General features: G+C 43.1%; 32 protein-coding genes. 26 read left to right on the forward strand and 6 right to left on the reverse strand.

The window, feature by feature from the left end; genetic code table 11:
• The first annotated feature begins 1 nt into the window (after position 1).
• Positions 2 to 466: a hypothetical protein gene (locus tag KE627_RS10795; protein WP_013727756.1), complete on the forward strand. Its 465-nt coding sequence runs from the start codon at positions 2 to 4 to the stop codon at positions 464 to 466.
• Positions 467 to 561: 95 nt separating this feature from the next.
• On the opposite strand, the gene KE627_RS10800 is transcribed toward KE627_RS10795, so the two are convergent.
• Complete coding sequence (locus tag KE627_RS10800) at positions 562 to 1,662, reverse strand: M24 family metallopeptidase (RefSeq protein WP_013727757.1); 1,101 nt, start codon at positions 1,660 to 1,662, stop codon at positions 562 to 564.
• Positions 1,663 to 1,880: 218 nt separating this feature from the next.
• Here KE627_RS10800 and ccpA point away from each other — a divergent pair, with 218 nt between their 5' ends.
• Together ccpA and KE627_RS10810 are read left to right on the forward strand one after the other, a co-directional pair.
• Entirely contained in the window at positions 1,881 to 2,882 is a 1,002-nt protein-coding gene (ccpA, locus tag KE627_RS10805) for a catabolite control protein A (RefSeq protein ID WP_056938883.1), read from the forward strand.
• Between the two features lie 174 nt (positions 2,883 to 3,056).
• A complete protein-coding gene (locus tag KE627_RS10810; RefSeq protein WP_013727759.1) occupies positions 3,057 to 3,788 on the forward strand; it encodes a YebC/PmpR family DNA-binding transcriptional regulator in 732 nt (243 codons plus the stop codon).
• 173 nt (positions 3,789 to 3,961) lie between these two features.
• Here KE627_RS10810 and KE627_RS10815 read toward each other — a convergent pair whose 3' ends face one another.
• Entirely contained in the window at positions 3,962 to 4,891 is a 930-nt protein-coding gene (locus KE627_RS10815) for an IS30-like element ISLpl1 family transposase (protein WP_146971951.1), read from the reverse strand.
• A 99-nt stretch (positions 4,892 to 4,990) separates the two neighbouring features.
• On the opposite strand from KE627_RS10815, the gene comGA reads away from it, so the two are divergent.
• The 15 genes from comGA to KE627_RS10890 all read left to right on the forward strand — a co-directional run bounded on the left by comGA (position 4,991) and on the right by KE627_RS10890 (position 18,030).
• Positions 4,991 to 5,788 (forward strand): competence type IV pilus ATPase ComGA, encoded by a 798-nt coding sequence (comGA, locus tag KE627_RS10820; RefSeq protein WP_249291344.1) that lies wholly within the window; start codon positions 4,991 to 4,993, stop codon positions 5,786 to 5,788.
• A 60-nt stretch (positions 5,789 to 5,848) separates the two neighbouring features.
• The gene (locus tag KE627_RS10825) at positions 5,849 to 6,910 is read left to right on the forward strand and encodes a type II secretion system F family protein (protein WP_056938884.1); all 1,062 of its coding nucleotides are present in this window, start codon (positions 5,849 to 5,851) and stop codon (positions 6,908 to 6,910) included.
• Between the two features lies 1 nt (position 6,911).
• Positions 6,912 to 7,226 carry a competence type IV pilus major pilin ComGC gene (comGC, locus tag KE627_RS10830; protein WP_014939874.1) on the forward strand — a complete coding sequence of 105 codons (315 nt, stop codon included), beginning with the start codon at positions 6,912 to 6,914 and terminating at the stop codon, positions 7,224 to 7,226.
• Complete coding sequence (locus KE627_RS10835) at positions 7,210 to 7,665, forward strand: hypothetical protein (RefSeq protein ID WP_013727763.1); 456 nt, start codon at positions 7,210 to 7,212, stop codon at positions 7,663 to 7,665. Before comGC ends, KE627_RS10835 begins: the two co-directional genes overlap by 17 nt.
• A complete protein-coding gene (locus tag KE627_RS10840; RefSeq protein ID WP_013727764.1) occupies positions 7,646 to 7,831 on the forward strand; it encodes a hypothetical protein in 186 nt (61 codons plus the stop codon). The genes KE627_RS10835 and KE627_RS10840 overlap by 20 nt, the downstream gene beginning before the upstream one ends.
• Positions 7,806 to 8,249, forward strand: a complete 444-nt coding sequence (locus KE627_RS10845) for a ComGF family competence protein (RefSeq protein WP_013727765.1) — start codon at positions 7,806 to 7,808, stop codon at positions 8,247 to 8,249. Before KE627_RS10840 ends, KE627_RS10845 begins: the two co-directional genes overlap by 26 nt.
• A gap of 302 nt (positions 8,250 to 8,551) precedes the next feature.
• Positions 8,552 to 9,562 (forward strand): class I SAM-dependent methyltransferase, encoded by a 1,011-nt coding sequence (locus tag KE627_RS10850; protein WP_056938886.1) that lies wholly within the window; start codon positions 8,552 to 8,554, stop codon positions 9,560 to 9,562.
• Between the two features lie 47 nt (positions 9,563 to 9,609).
• Positions 9,610 to 10,809, forward strand: coding sequence for an acetate/propionate family kinase (locus KE627_RS10855; protein WP_013727767.1), 1,200 nt, complete (start codon positions 9,610 to 9,612; stop codon positions 10,807 to 10,809).
• Positions 10,810 to 11,006: 197 nt separating this feature from the next.
• Positions 11,007 to 12,386: an amino acid permease gene (locus KE627_RS10860; protein ID WP_013727768.1), complete on the forward strand. Its 1,380-nt coding sequence runs from the start codon at positions 11,007 to 11,009 to the stop codon at positions 12,384 to 12,386.
• Positions 12,387 to 12,531: 145 nt separating this feature from the next.
• The gene (locus tag KE627_RS10865; RefSeq protein ID WP_035181568.1) at positions 12,532 to 13,803 is read left to right on the forward strand and encodes an ISL3 family transposase; all 1,272 of its coding nucleotides are present in this window, start codon (positions 12,532 to 12,534) and stop codon (positions 13,801 to 13,803) included.
• A gap of 188 nt (positions 13,804 to 13,991) precedes the next feature.
• Positions 13,992 to 14,600, forward strand: a complete 609-nt coding sequence (locus KE627_RS10870; protein ID WP_056939124.1) for a metallophosphoesterase — start codon at positions 13,992 to 13,994, stop codon at positions 14,598 to 14,600.
• 23 nt (positions 14,601 to 14,623) lie between these two features.
• Positions 14,624 to 16,012, forward strand: coding sequence for a bifunctional metallophosphatase/5'-nucleotidase (locus KE627_RS10875; protein WP_013727770.1), 1,389 nt, complete (start codon positions 14,624 to 14,626; stop codon positions 16,010 to 16,012).
• 13 nt (positions 16,013 to 16,025) lie between these two features.
• On the forward strand, positions 16,026 to 16,604 hold the full coding sequence (locus KE627_RS10880) for a YutD family protein (protein ID WP_013727771.1): 579 nt from the start codon (positions 16,026 to 16,028) through the stop codon (positions 16,602 to 16,604).
• Positions 16,605 to 16,621: 17 nt separating this feature from the next.
• A complete protein-coding gene (locus KE627_RS10885) occupies positions 16,622 to 17,395 on the forward strand; it encodes a TIGR01457 family HAD-type hydrolase (RefSeq protein ID WP_013727772.1) in 774 nt (257 codons plus the stop codon).
• 8 nt (positions 17,396 to 17,403) lie between these two features.
• Positions 17,404 to 18,030 carry a TIGR01906 family membrane protein gene (locus tag KE627_RS10890; RefSeq protein ID WP_041805891.1) on the forward strand — a complete coding sequence of 209 codons (627 nt, stop codon included), beginning with the start codon at positions 17,404 to 17,406 and terminating at the stop codon, positions 18,028 to 18,030.
• Here the strand turns inward: KE627_RS10890 and KE627_RS10895 are convergent, their stop codons facing one another.
• Complete coding sequence (locus KE627_RS10895; protein WP_013727774.1) at positions 18,031 to 18,219, reverse strand: PspC domain-containing protein; 189 nt, start codon at positions 18,217 to 18,219, stop codon at positions 18,031 to 18,033.
• A 115-nt stretch (positions 18,220 to 18,334) separates the two neighbouring features.
• Between KE627_RS10895 and KE627_RS10900 the strand changes: the two genes are divergently transcribed.
• Both KE627_RS10900 and KE627_RS10905 read left to right on the forward strand, forming a co-directional pair.
• On the forward strand, positions 18,335 to 18,586 hold the full coding sequence (locus KE627_RS10900) for a hypothetical protein (protein WP_013727775.1): 252 nt from the start codon (positions 18,335 to 18,337) through the stop codon (positions 18,584 to 18,586).
• 84 nt (positions 18,587 to 18,670) lie between these two features.
• Positions 18,671 to 19,837 carry a hydroxymethylglutaryl-CoA synthase gene (locus KE627_RS10905; protein WP_013727776.1) on the forward strand — a complete coding sequence of 389 codons (1,167 nt, stop codon included), beginning with the start codon at positions 18,671 to 18,673 and terminating at the stop codon, positions 19,835 to 19,837.
• A 104-nt stretch (positions 19,838 to 19,941) separates the two neighbouring features.
• On the opposite strand, the gene lexA is transcribed toward KE627_RS10905, so the two are convergent.
• The gene (gene lexA, locus KE627_RS10910) at positions 19,942 to 20,580 is read right to left on the reverse strand and encodes a transcriptional repressor LexA (RefSeq protein ID WP_013727777.1); all 639 of its coding nucleotides are present in this window, start codon (positions 20,578 to 20,580) and stop codon (positions 19,942 to 19,944) included.
• Positions 20,581 to 20,704: 124 nt separating this feature from the next.
• Here lexA and KE627_RS10915 point away from each other — a divergent pair, with 124 nt between their 5' ends.
• On the forward strand, positions 20,705 to 20,989 hold the full coding sequence (locus KE627_RS10915; RefSeq protein WP_013727778.1) for a DUF896 domain-containing protein: 285 nt from the start codon (positions 20,705 to 20,707) through the stop codon (positions 20,987 to 20,989).
• Positions 20,990 to 21,092: 103 nt separating this feature from the next.
• Positions 21,093 to 21,317: a YneF family protein gene (locus tag KE627_RS10920; protein ID WP_013727779.1), complete on the forward strand. Its 225-nt coding sequence runs from the start codon at positions 21,093 to 21,095 to the stop codon at positions 21,315 to 21,317.
• A gap of 57 nt (positions 21,318 to 21,374) precedes the next feature.
• On the opposite strand, the gene KE627_RS10925 is transcribed toward KE627_RS10920, so the two are convergent.
• Positions 21,375 to 22,004 carry a lysophospholipid acyltransferase family protein gene (locus KE627_RS10925; protein WP_013727780.1) on the reverse strand — a complete coding sequence of 210 codons (630 nt, stop codon included), beginning with the start codon at positions 22,002 to 22,004 and terminating at the stop codon, positions 21,375 to 21,377.
• A gap of 87 nt (positions 22,005 to 22,091) precedes the next feature.
• Here KE627_RS10925 and KE627_RS10930 point away from each other — a divergent pair, with 87 nt between their 5' ends.
• The 3 genes from KE627_RS10930 to KE627_RS10940 all read left to right on the forward strand — a co-directional run bounded on the left by KE627_RS10930 (position 22,092) and on the right by KE627_RS10940 (position 24,182).
• Entirely contained in the window at positions 22,092 to 22,844 is a 753-nt protein-coding gene (locus KE627_RS10930) for a tRNA1(Val) (adenine(37)-N6)-methyltransferase (protein WP_013727781.1), read from the forward strand.
• The gene (locus KE627_RS10935) at positions 22,828 to 23,100 is read left to right on the forward strand and encodes a GIY-YIG nuclease family protein (RefSeq protein ID WP_013727782.1); all 273 of its coding nucleotides are present in this window, start codon (positions 22,828 to 22,830) and stop codon (positions 23,098 to 23,100) included. The genes KE627_RS10930 and KE627_RS10935 overlap by 17 nt, the downstream gene beginning before the upstream one ends.
• An 83-nt stretch (positions 23,101 to 23,183) precedes the next feature.
• Positions 23,184 to 24,182 (forward strand): D-2-hydroxyacid dehydrogenase, encoded by a 999-nt coding sequence (locus KE627_RS10940; RefSeq protein ID WP_056939125.1) that lies wholly within the window; start codon positions 23,184 to 23,186, stop codon positions 24,180 to 24,182.
• A gap of 74 nt (positions 24,183 to 24,256) precedes the next feature.
• On the opposite strand, the gene KE627_RS10945 is transcribed toward KE627_RS10940, so the two are convergent.
• Positions 24,257 to 24,985, reverse strand: a complete 729-nt coding sequence (locus KE627_RS10945) for an HAD family hydrolase (RefSeq protein ID WP_013727784.1) — start codon at positions 24,983 to 24,985, stop codon at positions 24,257 to 24,259.
• 235 nt (positions 24,986 to 25,220) lie between these two features.
• Here KE627_RS10945 and rpsB point away from each other — a divergent pair, with 235 nt between their 5' ends.
• Positions 25,221 to 26,021: a 30S ribosomal protein S2 gene (gene rpsB / locus KE627_RS10950; RefSeq protein WP_013727785.1), complete on the forward strand. Its 801-nt coding sequence runs from the start codon at positions 25,221 to 25,223 to the stop codon at positions 26,019 to 26,021.
• Positions 26,022 to 26,046: the final 25 nt, after the last annotated feature.

Consider the following 26,046-nt stretch of genomic DNA (forward strand, 5'->3'; position numbering starts at 1 on the left):
AATGGGTAAAAAATTAGCATTTGGCTTATTCGCTGGTGCATTGGGTGCCGGTCTATATGCAGCCTACCAAAAATTGGATGAAGCAAAGAAGGCCCAACTCAAACGAGACGCCCGTCAAAAGGCTGATGAGTTGCGGGATCGGGCAGTTGACTACGCGTTTTACGCCAACGATGCCGTCAGCGACTTAAAAGATGTGATTCATGATGAAATGCAAAATACCAAAGGGACTGTCAATGATGCCAAAACGCAATTCGCTGACAAAGCTAAATCTTTTGGTACCGACCAAGCAGCCGATGATGACGACGCTGACGACAATCAGGATGATATTGTTGTTGACGCTAAAGATGCCTTCCAAGATACCGGAATTCCCAAGGCTGCTGATGATTTGGATTCACAATCTGACCAGGATGACGGCGATAATGAGATTCCAATCACTGACGACTCCGATAACAACGATAACAAATAAAAAACAACCTCAGTGTGCAATTTATCCAAACAGTCAAAGTCAAACTTCAGCTGTTGAGATAAGGCACAATGAGGTTGTTTTTTTGATGCTGTTAATTATTGTTCAATGTAGCGTAATTCCTTGGTTGTGTGCGTAAATGGTTCGCAGCCATCTTCGGTAATGTGAACACAATCTTCAATTCTGACACCAGCAACGTTTGGAATGTAAATGCCAGGCTCAATTGAGAAGCACATCCCCGGTTGAAGTTCCATCTTGTTGCCAGCCATGATAGATGGGAATTCGTGCTCACTCATGCCCATCCCATGACCCAACCGATGAATGAAGTATTCCCCGTAGCCGGCTTTGGTGATGACATCGCGAGCAATCTTATCCAGTTCCTCAGCGGTTATTCCCGGTTTAGCAGCTTCTTGGGCAGCCAGCTGTGCTTCCAGACAAACTTGATAGATGTCCATTGATTTTTCATCCGGTTTACCGACTGCGATAGTTCTCGAAGCATCACTAATGTAGCCGTCCCAGACAGTTCCGAGATCAAATAAGACCAGCTGGTTATTCTGGACTTTATTTTCACTGGTTGCCCCATGGGGTTCTGCGGCGTGGGGGCCGGCTTGAACAAGGGAAGGGAAACTGAGTTCCATGATCCCGTTTTTCATCAGTGCATATTGGAGATCGGCGGCGATTTGGTCTTCTGTTTTACCAACCTGGACGGCTTCAAATCCGGTTTGTAATGCAAAATCGTCCCACTTGCCGGCAATTTTCAATTTTTCAATTTCGTCAGCCGATTTAATTAACCGCATTTGTTCGATCAATGGGGTCAGGTTCGCTGAGAAATCCGCGTTGGGAAGAACTTGTTGGAGAGCTTCCAATCGTTCTACCTGGAGCTGGGATTTTTCAATTGCAAAATGACTGTCGTCGGTATTTCTGGCATGAATTTGATCGGCAATCATCACCCAAGGGTCTTCGTGGTCGAGGTAGCCATAGACTGGGGATGAAAAGCCGGTATCTTTAATGGCTTCTGATTCCAGTGCCGGGCCAAAGATAAATGGTTCCTGATCTTTAAAAATGGCCATCAGTAAGACTCTTTCAACCGGATCACTATAAAATCCGGTGAGGTATTGGATCGTTTTAGGGTCGGTAATCAGTGCGATGTCTTGGCCGTTATCAGCCAGCCACCGTTGAATTTGTTCTATCTTGTTCATAGGATCACTCCTTCATTATTTTATCCACAGTATATCATACAAAATTCTTCTCAATTATCGCCGTAAAGTTCCGTTTTCACTTGAATTTTCAGCAATCTTAGTTTATGATTTAACTGAAAACGTTTTCAATTTGCTGAAAACCTTTTTATTTGGTATATTAGATGATGTTTTGAAAATCGATGAAAACATATTCTAACGAGAAAGAAAGGGCTATCTTTATGGATAAACAAACAATTACAATTTATGACGTTGCCAGAGAAGCAAGCGTGTCGATGGCAACCGTTTCTCGAGTAGTTAATGGAAATGCCAATGTAAAGCCGGCAACCCGGAAAAAAGTGCTCGACGTAATCGAAAAATTGGATTACAGGCCCAACGCCGTTGCCAGAGGTTTAGCAAGTAAGAAAACCACGACTGTCGGCGTCATTGCCCCAGATGTAACCAATATGTATTTTGCCTCATTGGCGCGTGGGATTGACGATGTTGCGACCATGTATAAATACAATATTATCCTGACCAATTCAGACTCCAATAACGAAAAAGAAGTTAAGGTGTTAAATACCTTGCTCTCCAAACAAGTTGACGGCATTATTTTCATGGGTAACGAAATTAACGATAAGCTCCGTGAAGAATTCAAGCGAACTAAAACGCCAATCGTGTTTGCCGGATCAGTAGATGAAGAAGATCTCTACGCGAGAGTCAACATCGACTACGTTGCCGCTGTCCAAGAAGAGGTTAAGAACCTGATTGATCGTGGTAATCGGCGAGTTGCCTTCGTTTGTGGCCCCTTGGAGCAGGCGATTAACGGCAAATTCCGTCTGAAAGGCTACAAACAGGCCTTAAAGAGCGCTGGAATCCCTTACGACGAGAAGCTGGTCTTTGAAACTGATGATACATACAAGACCGGAACCTTGCTTCAGCCAGCATTAATGGCAGTTAACGCCACCGCTGCGATGGTTACCGATGACGAGTTGGCGGCCGGTATCATGAACGGTATGTCAGATGCCGATGTCAAAGTTCCTGATGACTTTGAAATTATCACCAGTAACGATACCAAGTTAACCGAAATGGTTCGACCAAAGATGTCTTCAATTACACAGCCATTGTATGACATTGGTGCCGTTGCCATGCGTCTGTTGACTAAATTGATGCACAACGAACCGGTTGACGAAAAAAATGTGTTGCTCCCATACGGTTTGATGAAGCGTGAATCTACCAAATAATCAGGTATCAAATCAAAGGAGTGGACCGTGGCGATTCGCTCTTTTTGTTCTGGAAACTGGTTTGAAAAGCCGCCACATATTTGGCCGCGCTTTCTTGAAAGAGGGGGGCGTATCTGGTAGAATATTGACGTATGTTTGTAACCAGCTAATAAATTTTAGAAAAGAGGAGTTATTATGTCAGGACATTCAAAATGGCATAACATTCAGGGGCGTAAAAACGCTCAGGATGCTAAACGTGGAAAAATTTTCCAAAAAATATCACGTGACTTGTATCAAGCCGCTAAAAAAGGTGATCCTGATCCAGAAAACAATCCTCAGTTGCGTCTAGTGATGGAAAAAGCACGGGCTGCCAATATGCCAAAGGATAACGTTCAACGTGCGATCGATAAGGCTTCCGGTATTGGTGGAGCTAAGTTCGAAGAAATTACTTACGAGGGTTATGGTCCTGGTGGTACAGCCATCATGGTTTCTGCTTTGACTGATAACAAGAACCGAACTGCTGCCGCAATTCGTTCTGCATTCACTCATCATGGCGGAACCCTTGGAACAAGTGGATCAGTTTCATACATGTTTGATCGAAAGGGTTATATTGTGATTCTGCGCGATGGTCTTGACACCGACGAAGACACAATGTTGATGGACGCGCTTGATGCCGGTGCCGATGATATGAAGACCAGTGATGATGAATTCGAAATCTTCACTGATCCCAAATCAATGGACGACGTCCGCGACGCTTTGCAGGAAAAAGGCTACGACTTGGATACTGCCGAAGTTCGTCTTTTCCCTGAAAACACGACAGAAGTTCCAGAGGACAAGATTTCTCAATACACTGGTTTAATTGACGAACTCGAAGAAAACGACGACGTCCAAGACGTTTACGAAGCCGCTACTTTACCAGAAGAATAATTTAATATGATTTCAGTGTCTCAATGGCCGATCATTTGATCGGTCATTTTTTTATGCTTTGATAAATAAAATTCAACTTTTCATTCGTATGTATTACATGTGAGGTGAATGAAATGGAAATTAGTCAGCAAGTTAATGGTCTTTTGAATGAAGCCATTAGGTAGATTGCAAATTTAATCCGAATTTTTTGACAAATTGGTCAGCATGACCTGATAAGGTGTTTGCCAGTCAAGTATTTTAAGTGGTCTCTGATTAATTTCGAGTAAGGTGGTTTTCAAGCCTTGAGCACTAATGTGCTCAAAATAAGTCCCCTTAGGATAAAAATAGCGTAAGTTCCGATTAAATCGTTCATTACTGCCGCGCTCAGCTGGCGTATAAGCATGGCAGTAATAGGTCTTAATACCATATTGTGATTCAAGTGATACTAGCCCACTAAACTCAGTGCCACGGTCCACAGTAAAGCTGTGCACCGGACCATTAAAAGTGGTTAGGAACTTAGTTAGTGCTTCATTAACAGTCGCTGTCGTCCGATCTTTTAACCGGTATGCCCAAAGGAACCGTGATTTGCGATCGATTAAAGTTAATAAAACTGCCTTACTATGCCCACGAGGACCAACGACTGTATCTAGTTCAAAATCGCCGATGCGATTACGTTGATTAATCATCATGGGACGCTGTTCAATTGATCGCCCCAAAGATTGATTATATTTGGATCGTTGGTCAACGTTACGCCGTTGGCGTACGCCATGTTCAGGTAGATCATTCAAGGAGAAATCAATTCTCCCCTGATTTAGCCAATTATAAATAGATTTAGTAGCTAGTTTAAATTCGTGAGCAATCATTCCTGGTGACCAGCTTAGACGTAAATGGTTGAGAATTTTTTGCTTTAACTCATCGCTCAGCTTAGTTTTCCGACCACATCGTGATCGCTTGTATTCGGCATCTGTTTGTGCTAATTCAGCCTGATAAGGTTGACATCGAGATAATTCATAAGAAATTGTTGACGGTGATCGGTTCAGCCGAACGCCCATTTGGATATTGGACAGCCCTAGTTCACAAAAGGTTTCGATTTTAATTCGTTCGGAATAGGTTATACTAGACAAAAGATCAGCTCCTAAAAGATGGGTTTGTGGTAAACACCATTTTAAAGGAAGCTGATCTTTTTTGCCCGAACAGCGTTCGGATTAATTTTACAATCTACCATTAAAACACAAGCCAGTGATCTTTATTTTTTACCTGAAGGAGACGAATACCTGGTAAAAATTCGTAATGCAAACGAAGTCGTTGTTTGGGATAAAATCGGCTATCTGCAGGCGAGACGGATGATGAACTATTGCAAGTACATCGCAGATATGGCATTAAGTGAACAACGGCGGCCACAAATTGGGTCGATGGATTGGCATTTTGGTGATAACCAATATTTTTTACGATTATCCTCGGTCGGTAATTTCACGGGGTTGGAGTCACTGGTCATCCGGATTATCTATCAGCTTGATGATGTGCACGCGGCATTTTTTGAAGAAAAACAAGTTCAACTAATTTCCGAAATGAGTCGAAAACGCGGACTCATTGTCTTTTCCGGGCCAACCGGCTCTGGGAAAACAACCACCATTTATAATTTGGTAAATCAGATGGTTTCCGACCAATTTGTGATGACGATCGAAGACCCGATTGAAATTAGGGAACCGCTTTTTTTACAGCTCCAGGTTAATCACGATGCAGGGATGGACTACACCGACTTGATTAAGGTGGGCCTGCGTCATCGGCCTGACGTCTTTATCGTCGGCGAAATCCGTGATGCAATGACAGCAGAGGCAGCAATCAAAGCCGCTCTGAGTGGCCATTTGGTCTACACCACCGTCCACGCTCAGGATCCGGTTGGGGTCATTGATCGGCTCAAACAGCTCGGAATCAGCGACGAATTTATTGCCCAAGCCTTAACCGGCGTCGCTTATCAGCGGCTGATTCCAACCACCGACGGCAAACAGCGGCAATGTTGATGGGACATGATTATTCAGAGTTGGTCAATATGAATACATACGATTGGGGTGAATGGCAGGATGGACTCAAAACAGCTGTTAAAGCAAAACTGGTTACACCGGAAACTGCACAACGATTCGAGTTCGGTTAAGAAATGGCCGGTGGTTTTCCAAGCTAATTTTTTTGACTCTTTGGCGAATCTTTTGTCAATTGGATTCTCACTGACTCAAGCGTTGAAATTTATCGCCGACACTGACAAACAATTGTCCCGAGGCGTTAATGTGGTGATTGGATCGTTAAAGTCCGGCCGGGAATTTTCGGAAAGTGTCCGACTCCTGATTGAAACTCAAGCTTATCACCAGCTGTTAATCGCGGAGAAGCACGGTCAACTCAGTGACATTTTAAACGAACTGGCCAACTTTGATCGATTGCGGCTCAAACAACTCAAAAAGATCAAAGCGATGTTGGTGTACCCATTATTTTTGTGCCTGATCTTAGGAACGTTGATCTTGATGATTCGAGTCTACGTTTTGCCACAGATTCAGGATTTAATGCCCACAGCCAATCATCAGCAACCGGTTACGTACTGGCAGCAGCTGATTCGACTTTCGCCAATCCCAATTTTGATCGGCATCATTGGCAGCACAGTTCACTGGAGTCGGCAGGATGCCATAACCCAGGCCCAAATGATTGTCAAAATTCCGGGCGTCGGCAAATTGTTTCGAAAATATATTGCTTATTATCTGGCCAGCAATTTGGCCACTCTGCTGAAAAACGGTTTGAGTGTTAAGGAAATTTATGCCACGTTATCCGAGTTCAAGGAGGGATCACTGATTCATCTCTTAGGTGAAAGGCTTCATGCCACTTTACTTTCGGGAGGGTCCTTAAGAAAATTGGTAGACCGGCACAATTTTATTCCCAATGAGATTATCAAATTTATGAGCTCCGGCAACACGATTCCGGAAATGGCCAATTCCATGACGGCCTATTCACGGTTGATGTTTGACGAAATGATCCTGACCACCGATAAACTGATTGGGTTTATTCAGCCGGATATGTTTGTGGTGATCGGTGTGACGATTATTTCGACGTATTTTCAACTGCTAATTCCAATTTATAACTCAGTGAAAGGAATGTATTGAAATGAAAAAGCGCGTTAAGAAAATGAGAGAAGGCTTTACGCTAATAGAAATGACCATCGTTTTGTTTATTATTTCATTATTGATTTTAATCATTATTCCAAATCTATCCAATCAAAGAAAACATGCCCAGTCTGTTCATTCATCGGCAATGACCGAAGTTGTTCAGGCACAAATTGACGCCTATTTCAGCCAGCACCCAACCGCCAAATCAGTTAGTTTTCCAGACCTGACAAAAGGTGGCTATCTAACCGCCAAGCAGGTTAAACAAGCCAAGGATGAAGGCCTGAAGATTACTCATAATGAAGTGCAAAAATAGGGGTGGCTTTACCGTTATTGAGCTGGTGGTTTATTTAGGCGTGGTGTTAGGTGTCTTGATGATTAATTTGATGCTGATCAAGGTCGTCCAGTCTGGAAATCCAAGTGAGGCGTTGTTTTGGCGGTCATTTCAGAGTGCTTGGACCCGCATGACATTAAACGCAAAGGCCGAGAACATTTCTTATCGAATCTCCATTCGCGATAAAGATGTTATTTTCTTTCCGATGAAGGTAAAGAAAACTCACTATGACGAGGTAAATGAGGAGCGGATTTCGGTTCCGCCTTCCATTCACGTGAGATCACAACGAAGCATGATTGCCCATGACGATGGGTTTGCATCACCAACTAAGCTTATTTGGCTTGATTCGGATGGTAACGTCAAATACAATCAAAAAATTCAAATGGGATGGAGTGGCTATCATGTGGAAAGGTACAAATAAGCGGGCTTTTACGGTGATCGATTCATTAATCGGGCTGACCATCATCTGCACCTTCAGTTTGTTCTACATCCAAACCACCCATCAAATGAATGAGACAATTACCAACGCAGAAAAAGTGATGACAATTGAGAGGCAAAAATATGAAACAGAAATTGTCCGTGAGTAAGGTTGATACTCGGCCGGGCTACTTATTAATTGAGGGCCTGATCACCTTGGTGATTGGTGTATTCGCCATTTGGACGATCATGACGATGATCGTATATGCCGGGAACGAAAAAAAGCAAAACGTGATCAATTTTCATTCTTATCTCAGTATAATCGAATCTGACCGTTATCGGTTTGAAATCAAGCAGTGTCAACCCTCTAAGTGCGTGATGTACAGTCCGGTCACGAAAAAAACTTATCGAATTGAACGGTATCAAAACATGGTTCGATTGGCCGGTGCTTACAAGGGTCACGTACCGTCGTTGACAAATGTTCAATGGGTACGCTGGACAAAGAGCGGGGGGTGTCTAAGAACTGATGTTACTTTCGATAATGGCCAAAAGTGTTCAGCTTATTCAAAATTACCGTTCAAGGATTGATAAATATAAGCGTGGATCCCTAACGGTGGTGGCCGTCATTTTTGTCGGTATTTTGATGTCATGCTTGATGTTTCAACTGGCTGCTTATAAGCAGGAGTTGGGATCAATTAATCGTATCACCGAGCATGAACGGCAAATGAGACGGCAATTTCTTGAAAAGCCAATCAAAAAAGATGTTCACCCAAAACGCACAAGTGGTCACGAATAGTGGCCTTTTTGTGGTTGTGAAATAACAATCTAACTTGAATTATTGACAGCTTATCTGGTAGTATTTAATAGTGTTCAACTATTGAATAAAGGGGTTGAGAGTTCTGGCTCAAGGGAAAATTGAGCAGCTTTTTGATATCTTGAATCGTTCGACAGAATTGATTCAAAAAGCCAAGGATCAATCGTATCTTGATTCTTTCATCGAAACACTGGGATTTATCCAGAGTGACGATGAAGAAGATGACGAACTGACTGAAGTTGATACCAAAAAGCTGACTAATATTTATGCAGACTTTAATCCGGATGACTTCACTGCCGAAACTTTCCGGAAAGCAATTCAAATGGCTGTGCTCAAGGCGATTCGAGTTGACACAATTCAGGCTAATTACCAACTGACGCCTGATACCATTGCCAACGTTATTGGCTATATTATTGCCGGAATTTTCCATGACCGCAAAGAATTAAGCATTCTTGATCCGGCAATGGGAACTGCCAATCTACTAACAGCAATTTATCATCAGCTTCAAACCAGCATTGGCGTTACACCAACCATTTCCGGAATTGAAAATGACGATGCAATGTTTGAATTGGCTGCAGACTCAGTCGAGCTGCAAAAGATTCACGCTGAGCTTTTCCACGAGGATACGATCCAAAATGTTTTAGCTCCCGTGGTCGATGCAGTCGTTAGTGATTTGCCGATTGGCTACTATCCAATCGATGCTAATGCCAAGGGATTTGCTACCCATTCAGAGACGGGTCATTCATACGTGCACCATTTGCTGATTGAATTTGGCATGAAGCATGTTTTGCCGGGTGGGTTTGGTTTCTTCCTGGTGCCAAGTCAGCTTTTCCAAACCAGCGAAGCCAAGCAGCTTCTTAAATGGATGCAAGGGAAGGTTTACCTGCAGGGATTACTTAATTTACCAAAAGAACTCTTTGCAAACGCTGCGGCCCAAAAGGCAATTTTGATTCTTCAAAATGCTGGCGACGGTGCCAAACAGGTGGATCCGGTAATGTTGGGGGAATTTCCATCATTTAAGGACCAACAAGCCTTTACCAAGTTCTTGACCGAGATTGATGATTGGGAACAAACTGATTTATTATAAAATTGTTTATCAAGCTTTTTAAAAAATACAGAGGAGCATTATTTATTATGGGAAAATCAATTGCAATTAACGCTGGTAGTTCAACCTTAAAGTACAAGTTGTTCCAAATGCCTGAGGAAACCGTTCTTTCAAGCGGTGCTATTGACCGAATTGGATTGGGCGCATCAGATATCTCAATCAAGTACGGTGACGGTAAGAAGTTCAAAGATACCCAAGATATTGATAATCATGAACAGGCCATTCAACTGGTCCTTGATAAGCTGTTAAGTTTGGACATCATCAAAGACTATAGTGAAATTACCGGTGTTGGCCATCGAATTGTTGCTGGTGGGGAACTCTTCCCGGATTCAGTTGTGATTGACGATGAGGTCATCAAAAAAATCGAGTCACTAACGGAGTTCGCACCACTGCATGAGCCGGCTGCATTGCTTGGCATCAAAGCGTTTAAGAAGATTCTCCCAAATATCATTAGTGTTGCCGTCTTTGATACTTCATTCCATACAACACTCCCAGAAGTCAACTACATGTATAGCTTGCCTTACGAGTATTATCAGAAGTATCAAGTTCGTAAGTATGGTGCCCACGGAACCAGCTATCGTTATGTCTCTGCCAGAGCAGCTGCCCTTTTAGGTAAGCCTCTGAAAGACCTGAAATTAATCGTCCTTCACTTAGGTGCCGGAGCTTCAATCGACGCAATCAAAGACGGCAAGTCATTTGATACCTCAATGGGCTTCTCACCTGTTGCCGGCATTACGATGGCAACTCGTTCGGGGGACGTTGATCCTTCTGCATTACAATATGTGATGCAAAAAGCCGGTATTAAAAACATGGATGATATGGTTGATATTTTGAACCACAAATCAGGTTTGGTCGGTTTATCAGGTGTTTCCGCAGATATGCGTGAAATTGAAGGGGTTATGAAGACTAATCACCGGGCAATGCTCGCTCGCGAAATCTTTAAGAATCGTATCATCCGCTACATTGGCAGTTACATTGCTGAAATGGGTGGGATTGATGCCTTGGTCTTCACTGCCGGAATTGGTGAAAACGACATTATGATTCGCCAGGAAGTTACCGATAAGTTGGGCTACTTCGGTATCAAAGTTGATCCTGAAAAGAATAACATCCGTGGCGAAGAACGTGACCTGTCAGCTGCTGGTTCAACGGTTAAGACATTGTTGATCCCAACCGATGAAGAGTTAATGATTGTTCGCGATATCGAAAGATTACGCAAAACACAGAAATAATTTTTGGACGTTCGTCATTAATACCCAATCATTACGGGCGAAGATCGTTGCTTTTTCAAGCATAGAATCCGTTGAGCCCCATTTGAATTCGGACGTCGCGGGTTACAAACGAGGCTGAGACAAAAGGGTTTTGCCTTTTGTCCCAGCCTTATTGTTTAATAAACCAAATTGTCATTTTTTAGAAACGGAGGCACATTGTGGAAAATCAAGAAGACGACAACCAACTGTCCCGGGGCCTCAAGAATCGACATGTTCAATTGATTGCCCTTGGTGGAACAATTGGAACCGGGCTGTTTCTTGGTGCCGGCCAGTCCATTCATTTAGCAGGACCATCAATCATCCTGGCATATGGGATTGCCGGGCTGGCTTGTTTCCTATTAATGCGGGCGCTGGGGGAACTGTTGGTATCTGATGTCGAAAGCAATTCGTTTGTTTTCTTCATCAAAAAATATTTAGGCGAAAAAATGGGCTTCGTGATCGGCTGGACCTATTGGATGTGTTGGATCGCCATTGCGATGGCAGAAGTGACAGCCTCTGGATTATACGTCCAGTTTTGGTTCCCGGACATTCCAATCTGGCTGACAGGTCTGGTCCTCTTATTGATCCTATTTATCATCAATATCGTCGCTGTATCAGCATTCGGTGAAACCGAGTTTTGGCTGGCAATTGTAAAAATCGTCGCAATTGTTGCACTGATTGTCATTGGAATCGTCCTGGTGGCAATCCATTTTAAAACACCATACGGACACGCATCATTGATGAATGTGGTGGATGGCGGTTTCTTTGCCAACGGTGCGAAGGGTTTTGTTTTGTCCTTTCAAATGGTGCTCTTCAGTTTCGCCGGAATCGAAATGATTGGGATGACGGCTTCTGAAACCCAGGATCCTTTGGTGACAATTCCAAAGAGTATCAACGAAGTGCCAACCCGGGTTCTCTTGTTTTACATTGGGTCGCTGTTGGCACTCATGAGCATTTTCCCATGGCAGCACGTTTCGCCAACTTCCAGTCCTTTTGTCCAGGTTTTTGCCGGTGTGGGCATCCAGTCCGCAGCTTTGATTATTAATTTTGTCGTCTTAACTGCGGCAATTTCAGCTTGTAACAGTTCGTTATTTACCACTGGTCGAATGCTGTTTTCATTGACCTACAACGGTAAATCAAAATTCAGTCGAAAAGTCGGCCGTCTTTCTGCCCGTCAAATTCCGTTTAACGCAATTCTTTTTTCGACCTTGGTGATCGCGGTTATCGTGCTCTTGAGTATTATGATGCCCGGCGACGTCTTCTCTTTCATTTCCAGTGTTGCTACAACTTGTTTCCTGTTTGTCTGGGGAATGATTGTGTTGGCTCATATCAAGTATCGAAAGCAGGTTAAAAAAACTGGCAGTCAGAAATCGCTCAAATTTAAGATGCCGCTTTTTCCAATCAGCGATTACTTTGTACTGATTTTCATGGCTTTTGTGGCAGTTGTTTTGACCATGAAGACGGATACGCTGATTGCTTTAATCGGCTCGGTGGTTTGGCTAATTGGACTGTTTATTTTCAAAAGTCTGACAGATAAGGTTAAAGAAGTTGAAAAATGAGGTTCTACAATATCTGTTGTTGGTAATAGATTTTTATCTATTACTGATGACAGATTTTTTGTTTATCATTAGAATAAAAAAGCGGACATCTCCCGTCCGTTAACTTGCTCCCACCACAGAATTAAGTCAAGAAAGGAAATGCCCTATGTCAAATGATACTACGAAAATGTTGTTAGGAATAGATGATGAACACTTAATAATTGAGGAAGGACAAGTGGGTGATGATGGAGTGATTCGATTGGTGGGGTCCCTAAACTACACCCCCAAGGCATGCCGCAATTGTGGGATTATCAATGATCACCAAATTATTGGCTATGGTTGGCGGAAGACCACCATTAGATTCGCAAAAACATTGGGCAGCACCGTTATCCTGTGTCTCAATCGGCGAAACTTTCACTGTAAGGCTTGTCATACCAATTTCCTGGCGCAGACGAATGCGGTGCCGAAACACTGCACGATTTCAAATACGACCCGCAAACAATGCTTAGAAAAACTGACCGAACCGGTTTCGCTCAAACACATTGCCGATGAGTTATCCACTTCGGATTCATTCGTTGGTCGGCAGCTCTTGCGCGCTGAACGGGACTTTCAAACCAACTGGCACTATTTACCAAAAGTTCTCCTCATGGACGAAGTTAAAAGCACTAAGAGCGCCACCGACGCGATGAGCTTTGAATTTATGGATGCGGAAACCCACGAATTGATCGACCTGTTACCCTTTAGGACCATCTATCAGCTTCAAAAGTATTTCCAGCATTACGACCAGGCTGCGCGAGAAAATGTGAAAATTATCGTCACCGATATGAACTATACCTATCCCAAATTGGTGGGGCAGATCTTTCCGAACGCCATCGTTGTCATCGATCCGTTCCACTTGGTTAACGCTTTAAATCGAGCTTTTAATAAGACGCGGGTGCGCCTCATGAAAACCCTGGCGACTTCCTCACGCGAGTATCACGCCCTAAAACGCTATTGGAAACTATTATTAACGCCGGAAAATCACCTCAACTACGAAGCTTTCCGTAAGTGGACAAACTTCCCTTATCCAGCGACTGCCACTGATGTGGTTGATGCTTTATTGGACATTGATCCCGAGCTCAAGCAAACTTACAACGTGATGAATCGGTTACGTGAAACCATCAAAAACCGTGATTGGCCCAACTATAATCAAGTATTCCATCACTTAGAGGGCTGCTCGGAAGAGATGTTGGCAACCCTCCAGACCCTAGCGACTCATCATGATGAAATTGGCAATACCTTTACTCACCATTACACCAACGGGCCCTTAGAAGGTTCAAACAACAAGATTAAAGTCATTAAACGCACTGGATTTGGTTACCGAAACTTCTTCAGATTCCGGCTAAGAGTGCTGTTCGCTTTTCGAGTTCATACAAAAAGAGCTCTAATCACCAAGTGATTAGAACTCCAATATTTTGTTCACCAACAACAGTTGACGAAGAACCAAAAATGATGATTGGCCAAGGCATCGGCGCCTTGGCTTTTTTCATTGGTATTATCAGCTTTGTTTGAATACTTTTTCATTACTAAACGGCTGCTGGGTGGTATCATTAATGGTATAACTTATGTACGAAAGAGGACCTGTTCATGCAATTTTTTACTGCTGATACACATTTCTTTCATGAACGTTTACTTGGCGTTAGCGAGTTCGCACCACGACCATTTCTGACTGTCGAGGATATGAATGAAACCATCATTAACAATTGGAATCGTCGGGTGGGCAAGAACGATGTGGTGTATCATCTTGGTGACATTGCGATTTTGCATACCCGACCTGAGAAAGTGGCACTGGAAAAAATTTTTGAAGTGCTGGATCAATTGAATGGCCGCTTGGTTTTGATCAAGGGAAATCACGATTCCCGTGCTTTGTTCAAATATCTGCAGCAGCATAATCATCCCGTGGGCAATCATCAAAAGTTTGAGTTTCACGATGTTGGTGTTCTCATCAAGATGAATCATCGTCAGTATTATATGACTCACTATCCGATGATGATGGGCATCGTTAAACAAATTATTAATTTACATGGACACATTCATCATTATACAGTTCCGATTAAAGAAAATATCAATGTCGGTGTGGATACGCCGGAAACTGATTATTTGAAAAAGAAGCCACCGTTTGGAACGCCATTTTCCCAAGCTGAAATTGAAGAAATGGTCGCCGGAAAAGCTGAAGACTTTGCCAAGCGGCACTAATTTAGAAAAGATTGGATGGTTTGATGACTGAGAAGCTAACAATTTTACACACAAACGATCTGCACTCCCATTTCGAAAATTGGCCACGTATTCGTCAATTTATCACCACGCGACGCGCAGAACTTCAGCGAGCCGATTCTTCCGTTATCACTGTCGACTTGGGGGATGCGGTTGATCGCGTTCACCCGCTCACTGAGGTAACCAACGGCAAGGCCAATGTGGAGTTGCTCAACCAAATTCATTATGATGCCGTCACAATTGGCAATAACGAGGGCTTGACCAATAGTCATGAGCAATTGGACGAGTTGTACAATGATGCCAATTTCGACGTCATTTTGGGAAACCTTTTGGATCAGCAGACCAAATCAATTCCCAAATGGGCTCATCCCAGCAAAATTATTACCACCCCGCAGCATACACGCGTGCTTCTGATTGGGCTGACAGCGCCTTATTTACTGACATATCCGATCTTGGGGTGGGAGCCTCTCAAACCGGAAACGGTCCTGCCTAAAATTCTCGCCGACAATGCCGGCAAATATGATATCTGTGTGTTACTATCACATTTGGGGCTGCCAACCGACCGTCTATTGGCACGTCAGTTTCCTCAGCTGGATGTGATCATCGGCTCGCATACGCATCACTTACTTGTTCACGGTGAAAAAGTGAATCATTCACTACTGGCAGCTGCCGAAAAATGGGGCCATTATATTGGTGAGATTACACTGACTATCGATGGTTCCCATCGGATTGTAGCCAGTCAAGCCAAAGTGATTAAAACCGCTGATTTGCCCAGCGAACCTGAAGATGATGCTGAAATTCAGGAATATCAAGAACACGGTGAAAAACTGCTGGCACGCAACAAACTTGCCAGAATCAAAGCCCCCATGACAACTAATCTCATCGGCCATTCGCGCTTGGTAAACGAAGGTTTGCATGCGATAATGGAAAAAGCCGATACTCGCGCTGCCATTTTAAGTTCGGGCCTATTTTTAACCGACCTGCCTCAAGGGATTGTTGATCGAAATCAATTGCATCAGATGTTGCCCCACGCGATGCATGTCATGCGGGTCACTTTGGACGGTTATAATCTCTGGCGCCTCATCAAAGAAATGGAAAAGAACAAGAACTTTTTGACCAAATTCCCACAAAAAGGGATGGGCTTTCGTGGCAAATATTTTGGCCAGCTACATTATGGCGGATTGCGGTATGATCAAGATGCCGGCCAGCTCTTTTTCCATGAAGAGTTGGTTTCACCGGCGAAAACATACCAGATTGCCATGCCGGACCACTATTTGTTTATTCCGTTCTTCCCGACATTGGAGATTATCGGCCACAACGAAATTTTATACGATGAAAATTTAAGGGATGTGTTTGGGGATTATCTCGCCAAACATTATCCACTTAATCAGTGAAAGGAGGGTTACTTTGGACAGAAAAACCTTAGATGAACTCGTTGCGAAACAAGACGAGAATCGAAAGCCATTGGCACGAATCAACCGAGTCAGTGAAACAGAATTCTTAATCAATGATCATAAGTATGAATTGGATACCAATCACACGGATGGTTTTGACTTTGACGAATTCGTTCGTCGGTACAATCCGGCTTTTAGTCAGTATGATTACATTGTTGGTGACTGGGGATACGGCAAATTACGTTTGCGGGGATTCTTTAATGATGACCGAACTGAAACTTCCGGCCCGTTTATTTCTGCACTCAACGACTGGATTTTGGAGGACGTCAACTTCGGTGCCGCTTATTTTGTCGTTCATAATCTTGAGGCCCGACCGGTGATCAGAAAATCCCGGAATAATCGAGGTAACCATCGATCAAACCGGTCTCATAATTCCCGCAACCGGAGTAATCATCGCAATCATCGGAACCACGCCTTTGAAGAAAAGAAGGTTACCGCCCATAAGCCAGTTGAAAAGCGCCATAATATGGTCGTGAAGACTGAAGAAAAATCAAAAAAGCACCACTTTATTATTCGTGAGAGTAAAAAATAATTAGAAGGATTGACTTGATGACAAACTATAAGGGCTATTTTATTGATCTTGATGGGACTGTGTATGCCGGTAAAAAACGCATTCCGGCCGCCAAACGATTTATTGAGCGCCTGCAGAAGGCCAATATTCCATTTTTATTTGTGACGAATAATTCCACTCAGCTCCCCAGAGACGTGGTTAAGAACCTGGCTGATAACCATGATATTCACGTCAAACCGGAAAATGTCTATACATCAGGGATGGCGACGGTTGATTACATGAATGAGCATCGTAGTGGGGATGCTTCATCTGTTTACATCGTTGGTGAAATGGGCTTGAAACAAGTTATCTTAGCCAACGATTATCGTTTGGAAGCCGATCATCCGGATTACGTGGTCGTGGGGCTGGATTCAGACCTAACCTATGAAAAGCTTTCAGAGGCCGTCTTAGCCATTCGAAGCGGTTCGACGTTCATTGGTACCAACCCCGATACAAACATTCCCAAAGAGCGTGGAATGATGCCTGGAGCCGGTTCGGTTGTGAAGTTTGTCGAGTATGCCACCCAAGTTGAACCGATCATGATTGGCAAGCCCAAAGCCAGAATTATTGAAAGTGCCATTAAAAAAATTGGCCTTGAACAGTCTGACGTCGTGATGGTCGGGGATAATTACAACACGGATATTAAAGCTGGGATTAATGCCGGAGTCGATACGCTCTTGGTTTATACCGGACTTTCGACAAAGCAACAGGTTGCCAAAGAATCGGTTCAGCCGACTCACCAGATTGACTCACTTGATGATTGGCGGTTATAAATGTGAAAATGCTTGGAAAACAAATTGGCTATGGCACTTTAATCATATTGGGGTGCCTTGCCCTCGCCATCTTTTTGACTGTCAACAGTGTTTGGCTGTTTGACCTCAATATTAATCCGCTCAAATTAGCTGCGGCTACCGGTCGCACTGCTAGCCAGATGCATCATGATTATGTCAGGATTATCGCCTATTTACAGTTGCCGTGGATTCCTTCTTTAAAGCTGGATTACTTCTTCAGTTCTGCAAAGGGACTGCAGCACTTTCGGGACGTTAAAGGGTTGATCCTGTTCAACAATTTTGTTGGGCTGATTTTAGTGCCGACTGGTGCCTACCTACTGCATCGGCTCAACAAAAAATCACTAACTTGGCTGTTGATGACGCCAATTAAGGTCGTCACCACAGTTTCGTTAGTGATTATCGCGTTGATGTTTGTTAATTTTGACCAGGTATTTGTGGCATTTCATGAAGTATTATTTAGAAACCAGGACTGGATTTTTGACCCGAACACCGATCCGGTGATTAACATGCTGCCGGATACGTTTTTCTTGGAATGCTTTCTACTGTTCTTTGTCCTATTTTTTGGTGGGTTGGCAGTCATCTACTGGCTTGGCCGCAGATCACTGAAACAGCACTAATTATTCTGGTGCTTTCATCAAAATCCAAAGCAGTAGGTATGCGATGATTCCCGGGAAGAATGGGGTAAATGCCAGAATGACAAATACGACCCGTGCCAAAGTGGGATCCCATTGAAAGTGCTCAGCCAAGCCACCAATGACGCCGGCAAGCACCTTGTTTGTTGCGGAACGATGGATATTAATTTTCATAATCATCATCTCCATATTTTAATTTAAGTATAAGCTTACTATAACCAATTCGCATTTGCATTGCAATTATGCTATATTATTATGTTGTATAAAGGAAATAACTAGGAGAATTTTAATGTTAACTATTAATGTCAATGGAAATCTAGGAAACCAACAAGTTGTTCTTTCTGATAATTCGGTTGGGACGTTGACTGGTGCCAGAGTTTTCGGCTCAGCCTTGAGCGGTAATCAAGTTGTTCAATGGACCTTTATCTCAACCGGCCATCAGCATGAAGGCTTTGTCTATGCGGGTCCATTACTGGAAGGCTTAGTGATCCAGTCGATGAACGGCAATGACACCTACCAAATTCATTTTACGAATAAATAATCATTAACAATCAGCGGCATACATAATGAGACTGGATATTGCACCTAAAATATTCGGTCTCATTCTTTCTTAAAGGAGAGTATTATGACAATTGGAATCGACAAAATGGGTTTCTTTACTTCTGATTACTATTTGGATATGGCAGATTTGGCAAATGCCCGCGGGGAAGATCCCAATAAATATTTGATTGGGATTGGACAGAAGAACCAGGCGGTAATCCCGCCAACACAAGACGTGGTCACGATGGCTGCCAATGCTGCCGCCAAGATTTTAAGCGATGACGATAAACAAGCAATTGATATGGTGATCTTTGGAACTGAAACCGGTGTTGACAACTCCAAGTCAGCGGCCATCTATGTTCAGTCGTTGCTTGGAATATCCAACTCCGCCAGATCGTTTGAAATTAAGCAAGCCTGTTATGGTGGTACGGCCGGCGTTCAGATGGCTTTCGATCATATTGCAATGCATCCTGAAAGTAAAGTGTTGGTCTTGGCAGCAGACATTGCCCGATATGGGATTGGAACAGCTGGTGAGGTCACCCAAGGCGGCGGGGCAATTGCCATGCTGATGAGTCAGGATCCAAAAATTTTAGCTTTGGACAATCAAAGTGCGTTTTACTCAGAAAATATTATGGATTTTTGGCGGCCGTTTTACCGTCGTGATGCAATTGTCGACGGGCATTACTCAACGGATATTTATATCGATTTCTTCAACCAAACATTTAAAGATTACTCTGCGAAATATCAACGGACGCTGAGTGATTTTTCCGCGATGGCTTTTCATCTGCCATTCACCAAGATGGGCCTAAAAGCGCTTCGGACGGTTATCGATGATGGTGCTCACTCACAACAGCTGCTCAAAGAATTCGATCATTCTAAAAAGTATAATGCCCTCGTCGGTAATCTCTATACCGGGTCACTCTACTTAAGCTTGTTATCACTACTGGCCAACTCCAAAACGCTTCAGCCAGGTGATCGAATTGGTTTGTTTAGTTATGGATCGGGAGCTCAAGGGGAATTTTACAGTGGTACAATTGCCCCTGAAATCCAACCGCAGAGCCTTGCCGGCCAGGTTGAACAAGTGATTGCCAACCGAACGAGGCTGTCTGTTCCTGAGTATGAAGCGATGTATGCAAATGGATTGCCAAACGCCGGTGGAGATGTTACATTTGATGCTGCCGATGATGACAGTCGATTCGTGTTGCTTGGCAGACAGGCCGACCAGCTGGTTTATCGAGATCAACAGGCATAATATTGATGGTAGAAGGGCTCGTTGGGCATTGCCGAAAAGTCCTGGACCAGAACTCAGGGTAAAAGAAAGGGACTGTTAGCAGAACAGTCCTTAGGTAGAAATAATTATGAAATATCGCTGCGGTACAAACTGACCACTTTTCCCAAAATGCTGACCTTGGTCAAAATAATGGGCGCCATGGTATCGTTTTCTGGCTGTAGTCGGTAATGATCGCTTTCCTTGAAGAACCGTTTGCAGGTTGCTTCATTTTCATCGGTCATCGCAATGACAATGTCACCGTTATCGGCGCTTTCCTGTTTGCGGACAACCACATAGTCCCCATCGAGAATGCCGGCGTTAATCATACTTTCGCCCCGAATTTGCAGCATAAATAATGGTTGATCACTGTGTGCCAGAGCAGGCGGGAGCGGGAAGTAGTCGGTGGCTTCCTGAACAGCTAAGATCGGTTCACCGGCAGTCACAGTTCCTAAAACCGGAATCTGTTTTTGCTGCGGCTGCATACCCAGGACATCCAAGCCACTACTGGTGACTTCCAGCGCGCGGGGTTTGGCTGGATCTTTCACGATATAGCCTTTCCGCTCAAGTCGAGCAATATGGCCATGTACCGTGGAGGTTGAGGATAGATGAACGGCTTCACCAATTTCTCTGACCGTTGGTGGATAGCCCTGCTCATTAACCCGTTCCCAGATGAAGTGAAGGATCTGGTATTGTTTACTTTGGGGATCATTGGTCGTTTTTGACATTTTAGACACCTCATAAGTCTTTGTTTAATACCTAAATCATATCATAACCTGGGTCACATTTCAAAACACACGTTCGCGTAACTATCAATAATTGTGTTATTATAGTCGATATGGAGGAATTTTAATGAACGAACAAGAGAAAAAAGAATTGCAATCAAAAATCGGTGACGATGTTTTCAAAGAACTCATCCCAAGAATTAATGAACTGGCCCACAAAGCAAAAAATGAGGGCTTATCTGAAGTTGAAAAGTTGGAACAGGCTGATTTGCGTAAAAAATACGTTGCTCACTTCCGTGAAAACTTCAAAAAACAGATTGAAATGATGAAAGTTTATGATAAGAATGGCAAGGAAGTGACGCCCGGAAAAGTCAGGGAAGTCCAACGTCACAAAGGTCTTCGGGACGATTAGGGGGCAGTTTTCCCCTAAGAATCGGGATTTTGTTGATTAGCCCTTTAATTCTATGGCATAATTGTGTAAAATTACTTAGTGATATGATAAAGGAGGCCTTGTCTTGGCAACTTGGATTTGGATATTAATCGTTGTGTTAGCCTTGATCTTGGGCTTGGTTGGTGGCTTTTACGGTGCTCGGAAGTATATGGAAAAGTACCTCAAAGAAAACCCACCATTCAGCGAAGATCAATTGCGCCAACTGATGATACAAATGGGTCAAAAACCTTCCCAAAAGAAATTAAATCAAATGATGCATTCGATGCAAAACCAAACTGGTAAAAATTAGAATGTTTCAATGACAAAAAGTCCCCACCAACTTGGTGAGGGCTTTTTGTCATTTCACTTACTCTTCTTTTTTTGATACATCAACGTATTTAAAATCCGGATTAACGGCATAATCCAAGGCGTCGAACGCGCTTTGCATTTCCGTTTCAATTTGTTTTTGAAAATCATCCGTTAATTTTTGTTTACGGTCAATTGTAATGGGTTCTCCAAAGGCAATCGTGACCCGTTTTCGAGTAAAAAGCTGTTTGAATGTCAGTGGTCCTTGATAAACGGCCGGGACCAGCGGCACACCTGACAGCTGGGCAATAAAGGCGGCGCCGCTTTTTAATTGGCTGGAATGCCGGGTGCCTGATGGGAATAAGATCAAAGACAAATCTGATTTTCTGAGAATTCGGACTGGTTTCTTGATGGCAGAAGGACCGGGGTTATCACGGTCAACCGAAAAAGCATTGGCATGAACCAAAATCCAACGCAAAATTGGATTTTTGAATAGTTCTTTTTTCGCCATGAAACTAAACTTTTTCGGACTGCCCGCCAGTGCAAAGTAAATTGGATCAAACCAGGTGCGATGGGGGCCAACCAGGATATAGTTGCCTTTTGGCAGTCGCTCCTTGTGCTCATAACGGGCATTGCCATTGATAATAAACACCAGGATTCGGACAAGGACTCTCATGAATGAATAAAACAATTCATTTCCTTCTTTCATATCTGATAGAATTATATTAACTTAAAATAGAAGCGTTTGGCAAACTAATTTGTGAAGGAACATAACGATATGCAAGTAAACTTACATGAAGACGAACGAATTGACCAATTATACAGCAAAGGCATCCAAATTATTCAAAGCAAAGACGTTTTTTCGTTTTCATTGGACGCGGTTTTGCTGGCCGACTTTGTTCGGACCACGCAACACAGAACCAAACAAATTGTCGACATGTGCGCCGGCAATGGGGCAGTCGGACTGTTTTTAAGTGAAAAAACGGCTGCTCACATCACCATGATCGAGATTCAGACAAGGCTGGCGGATATGGCACATCGGAGCGTTGAACTCAATGACTTGGGTCAGCAGATATCAGTGGTCAACGACGACCTCAAAAATGCCGACCAATATATTCCAAAAGATTCTGTTGACGTTGTTGCCTGCAATCCGCCGTATTTCGTCAACTACAAGACCAGCGAAAAGAATCCGAATCGATACTTGGCCATCGCGCGGCATGAAATCACCACTAATTTAAATGAAATTGTCAGCTCAGCAGCCGGACTGTTGAAAATGAACGCCAAACTTTTCATGGTGTACCGGCCCGATCGGCTGACGGATTTGATCGTGGCGTTACGAAGTCACCGACTGGAGCCAAAACGGCTTCAATTTGTCAGACCCCGAATCAAAGAGGATGCCAACATGGTCCTGGTTGAGGCGATTAAAGACGGCAAGCCAAACGGTCTCAAAGTCAACCGCGATATTATTACTTATGACGGCGATGACTATACTGATGAAGTAAAGAAGATGCTTTATGGAACAAACAGATAAGTATTATATGTACGTGCTTTTATGTGCCGATGACACTTTGTACACCGGTTTTTCCACGAATGTTGAAAGAAGATTTCAACAGCATGTGAAAGGCTTGGGTGCCAAATACACCCGCTCTCACCGACCAATCAAAATTTTGTTCAAGCAACAATTTGACACCAAACACGCTGCCTTGAGCGCTGAATACGCCTTTAAACAATTGAGTCGGGCTCAAAAAATTGCCCATTTAGCTCAAGCGGGGATAAAATTAGAGTGAATTATTGAACAAACTACGAAAAGTAGTGAAAATTATTATCAAAAAGTGTTATACTTTAAGTATTCTGTTAGGAGGTAATATTCGTGAAAATTATTGCATATGGCATTCGTGACGATGAGAAACCTTATTTAGACAAGTGGAGTGAAGAAAATCCCGACGTTGAAGTTGCTTCAACCGGTGAATTACTTGACGACTCAACTGTTGACCAAGCAAAAGGTGCTGATGGTGTGGTTACATACCAACAAAAGCCTTACACTGCATCTGTATTAGATAAGCTGGGCAGCTTTGGTATCAAGTACCTTTCACTTCGTAACGTAGGTGTTGATAATATTGATGCCGACGCTGCCAAGCGTAACGGTATTCAAGTTACCAATGTTCCTGCATATTCTCCAGAAGCAATTGCCGAATTTACTGTAACTCAGTTAATGAGATTACTTCGTCGGACCAACACATTCGACCGCAAACAAGCAAATGGTGACCTTCGTTGGGCACCAGATATTGCTGACGAATTGAACCAAATGACTGTTGGTGTCTTTGCAACTGGTCGGATTGGCCGGGCTGCAATGCGCATTTACAAAGGCTTTGGTGCCAAAGTAATTGCTTATGATATTTATCATAATCCAGAGCTTGAAAAAGAAGGGGTTTATGTTGATACTCCTGAAGAACTCTATGCTCAATCAGATGTTCTTTCATTGCATGCGCCTGCAACCAAGGAAAACGAACATATGATTAACGATAAGACAATCGCTCAAATGAAAGACGGTGTCTTCATCCTTAACCCAGCTCGTGGTGCCCTTGTTGACACTGATGCTTTAATTCGCGGCCTTGATTCAGGTAAAATGGGCGGTGCTGCCCTTGATACTTATGAAAACGAAGTTGGTATTTTCAATACCGACTTTGGCAGCTTTGACAAGATCCCTGACGAACGACTCAAGAACTTGATGAAACGTGAAAACGTTTTGGTAAGTCCACATATTGCCTTCTACACAAAACGGGCCGCTCGTAACATGGTCTACTTCGCCATGGACGCAAACAAATCATTAATTAATACTGGTAAATCAGACAAGTTGGTTGAACTTTAATTTAACCGGCTTGATATACAAAAAAGGTTTCAGTCAGAGGATATCTGATTGAAACCTTTTTATTTTAAATTAGGTTAGTCTATTTGAGCAGCCAAATCCATGAGTAAGTCTTTTAATTCTTCCGGTGTTTTGACTGTCTGGTCGGGAATGATTTGAGGATCTGCGATTGGACTTTGATGGCTGTTATACCACACGGTTTCCCAGCCGGCTTTTTTTGCGGGCACAATGTCTTCAAAATAGGAGCTGCCGATGTACATCATCTCATTGCCCCGTAAATTGAATTTTCGGTTCATCAAGGTAAAAATAAGCGGGTCCGGTTTTTTAGCCTTCGCATCTTCTGAGGTAATGATTTGTTCGCGGCTAAACCAATGATGAAGTTTGAGCTTCATGATTTTGGCAAGTTGAACATCATTGCTTCCGTTGGTGATGATGCCTAACTTGAACTTGGTGGTCAGGGTATTAAAGACAGTGGTCAATCCATCAAATAGATGAATGGAGCTGCTGGCCGTTTCAAAGGCCTCCGAAAAGGCTTTCGCAGATTCTTGTGTCAGTCCGGGCAAATCATACTTTTTAAACGTGTGGTGTAATGAATGATAGTTGATTTCTTCGTCAGATAATTTCAAATCGGAGTCTGAGTTGGATTCTGCAATTGCCAACTGTTCCTGCTCATTGTAGTTGGCAAAGATCTGATTCATCTGTTCTTCTGGTAAATTTAGATTAAATGTTTCTTCGAAAGCCTGTACAAATGCGGGCTTTGTATCATACAAAGTATCGTCGATATCGAAAACGATGGCTTTAATCATGTATAAATTCCTCCTCGCCACGAAATATCATTCTAACATGATTCATCGAAATTTAACAATTTTGACAAAAAATTAATCTGTTCCGGGTATTTGTGCTTGCGCTTCCGCGGCTTTTCTTATATACTTTTAAAGGTGTTTTAAATACACACCTGACGTAATGGGTTGAGAGTTGCCAGGGATGGTTCTTAATTCAAATGATCGTTGGGGAGGAAAAAAACAATATGGAGGCTACATCATGGCTGTTATTTCTATGAAACAATTACTGGAAGCCGGAGTACATTTCGGTCACCAAACTCGTCGTTGGAATCCAAAGATGAAGGACTATATCTTTACTGAACGTAATGGTATTTACATCATTGACTTACAGAAGACTGTTAAGTTAATCGATGTTGCTTACAACTTCATGAAGGACGAAGCTGCCAAGGGCGCCGTTGTCTTGTTTGTTGGTACTAAGAAGCAGGCTCAGGATTCAATTGCTGAAGAAGCAACCCGTGCCGGTCAATACTACGTCAACAATCGTTGGCTTGGTGGTACTTTAACCAACTGGGAAACCATTCAATCACGTGTTAAGCGTTTGAAGGACTTGAAGAAGATGTCAACTGACGGTACTTTTGACATTCTTCCTAAGAAGGAAGTTTCTCTTTTAATCAAGCAGGAACAGAAATTGGAACGATTCTTGGGCGGTATTGAAGACATGCCTAAGATCCCAGACGTTATGTTTATCGTTGATCCTCGTAAAGAGCAAATTGCTGTTCACGAAGCAATGAAATTGAACATTCCGATCGTGGCAATGGTTGATACCAACACTGACCCAGATCAAATCGACGTTGTTATCCCATCAAACGATGATGCTATTCGTGCCGTTCGTTTGATCACTTCAAAGATGGCTGACGCAATCATTGAAGGTCGCCAAGGCGAAGATGACGTTAACGAAAAGACCTTTGAAGGTAAAGATGGCGCCAAAGCAGACAAAAAAGAAGATTCAATTGAAGACATTGCAGACGCCGTAGAAGGCAGCAACGATTCTAACAAATAAATATTAGCACTCGGGCTGACTCTAC

The sequence above is a fragment of the Lentilactobacillus buchneri genome, from assembly GCF_018314255.1.
Taxonomy (GTDB): domain Bacteria; phylum Bacillota; class Bacilli; order Lactobacillales; family Lactobacillaceae; genus Lentilactobacillus; species Lentilactobacillus buchneri.

What these genes read in the sequence shown, in the direction of transcription:
- KE627_RS10870 (WP_056939124.1), top strand. Translation starts at nt 13,992, where the DNA reads ATGCAATTTTTTACTGCTGATACACATTTCTTTCATGAACGTTTACTT.
- KE627_RS10890 (WP_041805891.1), top strand. Translation starts at nt 17,404, where the DNA reads ATGCTTGGAAAACAAATTGGCTATGGCACTTTAATCATATTGGGGTGC.
- lexA (WP_013727777.1), bottom strand. Translation starts at nt 20,580, where the DNA reads ATGTCAAAAACGACCAATGATCCCCAAAGTAAACAATACCAGATCCTT.
- KE627_RS10915 (WP_013727778.1), top strand. Translation starts at nt 20,705, where the DNA reads ATGAACGAACAAGAGAAAAAAGAATTGCAATCAAAAATCGGTGACGAT.
- KE627_RS10895 (WP_013727774.1), bottom strand. Translation starts at nt 18,219, where the DNA reads ATGAAAATTAATATCCATCGTTCCGCAACAAACAAGGTGCTTGCCGGC.
- KE627_RS10800 (WP_013727757.1), bottom strand. Translation starts at nt 1,662, where the DNA reads ATGAACAAGATAGAACAAATTCAACGGTGGCTGGCTGATAACGGCCAA.
- KE627_RS10840 (WP_013727764.1), top strand. Translation starts at nt 7,646, where the DNA reads ATGTGGAAAGGTACAAATAAGCGGGCTTTTACGGTGATCGATTCATTA.
- comGC (WP_014939874.1), top strand. Translation starts at nt 6,912, where the DNA reads ATGAAAAAGCGCGTTAAGAAAATGAGAGAAGGCTTTACGCTAATAGAA.
- KE627_RS10865 (WP_035181568.1), top strand. Translation starts at nt 12,532, where the DNA reads ATGTCAAATGATACTACGAAAATGTTGTTAGGAATAGATGATGAACAC.
- KE627_RS10825 (WP_056938884.1), top strand. Translation starts at nt 5,849, where the DNA reads ATGGACTCAAAACAGCTGTTAAAGCAAAACTGGTTACACCGGAAACTG.
- KE627_RS10845 (WP_013727765.1), top strand. Translation starts at nt 7,806, where the DNA reads ATGAAACAGAAATTGTCCGTGAGTAAGGTTGATACTCGGCCGGGCTAC.
- KE627_RS10900 (WP_013727775.1), top strand. Translation starts at nt 18,335, where the DNA reads ATGTTAACTATTAATGTCAATGGAAATCTAGGAAACCAACAAGTTGTT.
- KE627_RS10945 (WP_013727784.1), bottom strand. Translation starts at nt 24,985, where the DNA reads ATGATTAAAGCCATCGTTTTCGATATCGACGATACTTTGTATGATACA.
- KE627_RS10875 (WP_013727770.1), top strand. Translation starts at nt 14,624, where the DNA reads ATGACTGAGAAGCTAACAATTTTACACACAAACGATCTGCACTCCCAT.
- KE627_RS10905 (WP_013727776.1), top strand. Translation starts at nt 18,671, where the DNA reads ATGACAATTGGAATCGACAAAATGGGTTTCTTTACTTCTGATTACTAT.
- ccpA (WP_056938883.1), top strand. Translation starts at nt 1,881, where the DNA reads ATGGATAAACAAACAATTACAATTTATGACGTTGCCAGAGAAGCAAGC.
- KE627_RS10810 (WP_013727759.1), top strand. Translation starts at nt 3,057, where the DNA reads ATGTCAGGACATTCAAAATGGCATAACATTCAGGGGCGTAAAAACGCT.
- KE627_RS10855 (WP_013727767.1), top strand. Translation starts at nt 9,610, where the DNA reads ATGGGAAAATCAATTGCAATTAACGCTGGTAGTTCAACCTTAAAGTAC.
- KE627_RS10935 (WP_013727782.1), top strand. Translation starts at nt 22,828, where the DNA reads ATGGAACAAACAGATAAGTATTATATGTACGTGCTTTTATGTGCCGAT.
- rpsB (WP_013727785.1), top strand. Translation starts at nt 25,221, where the DNA reads ATGGCTGTTATTTCTATGAAACAATTACTGGAAGCCGGAGTACATTTC.
- KE627_RS10885 (WP_013727772.1), top strand. Translation starts at nt 16,622, where the DNA reads ATGACAAACTATAAGGGCTATTTTATTGATCTTGATGGGACTGTGTAT.
- KE627_RS10835 (WP_013727763.1), top strand. Translation starts at nt 7,210, where the DNA reads ATGAAGTGCAAAAATAGGGGTGGCTTTACCGTTATTGAGCTGGTGGTT.
- KE627_RS10930 (WP_013727781.1), top strand. Translation starts at nt 22,092, where the DNA reads ATGCAAGTAAACTTACATGAAGACGAACGAATTGACCAATTATACAGC.
- KE627_RS10795 (WP_013727756.1), top strand. Translation starts at nt 2, where the DNA reads ATGGGTAAAAAATTAGCATTTGGCTTATTCGCTGGTGCATTGGGTGCC.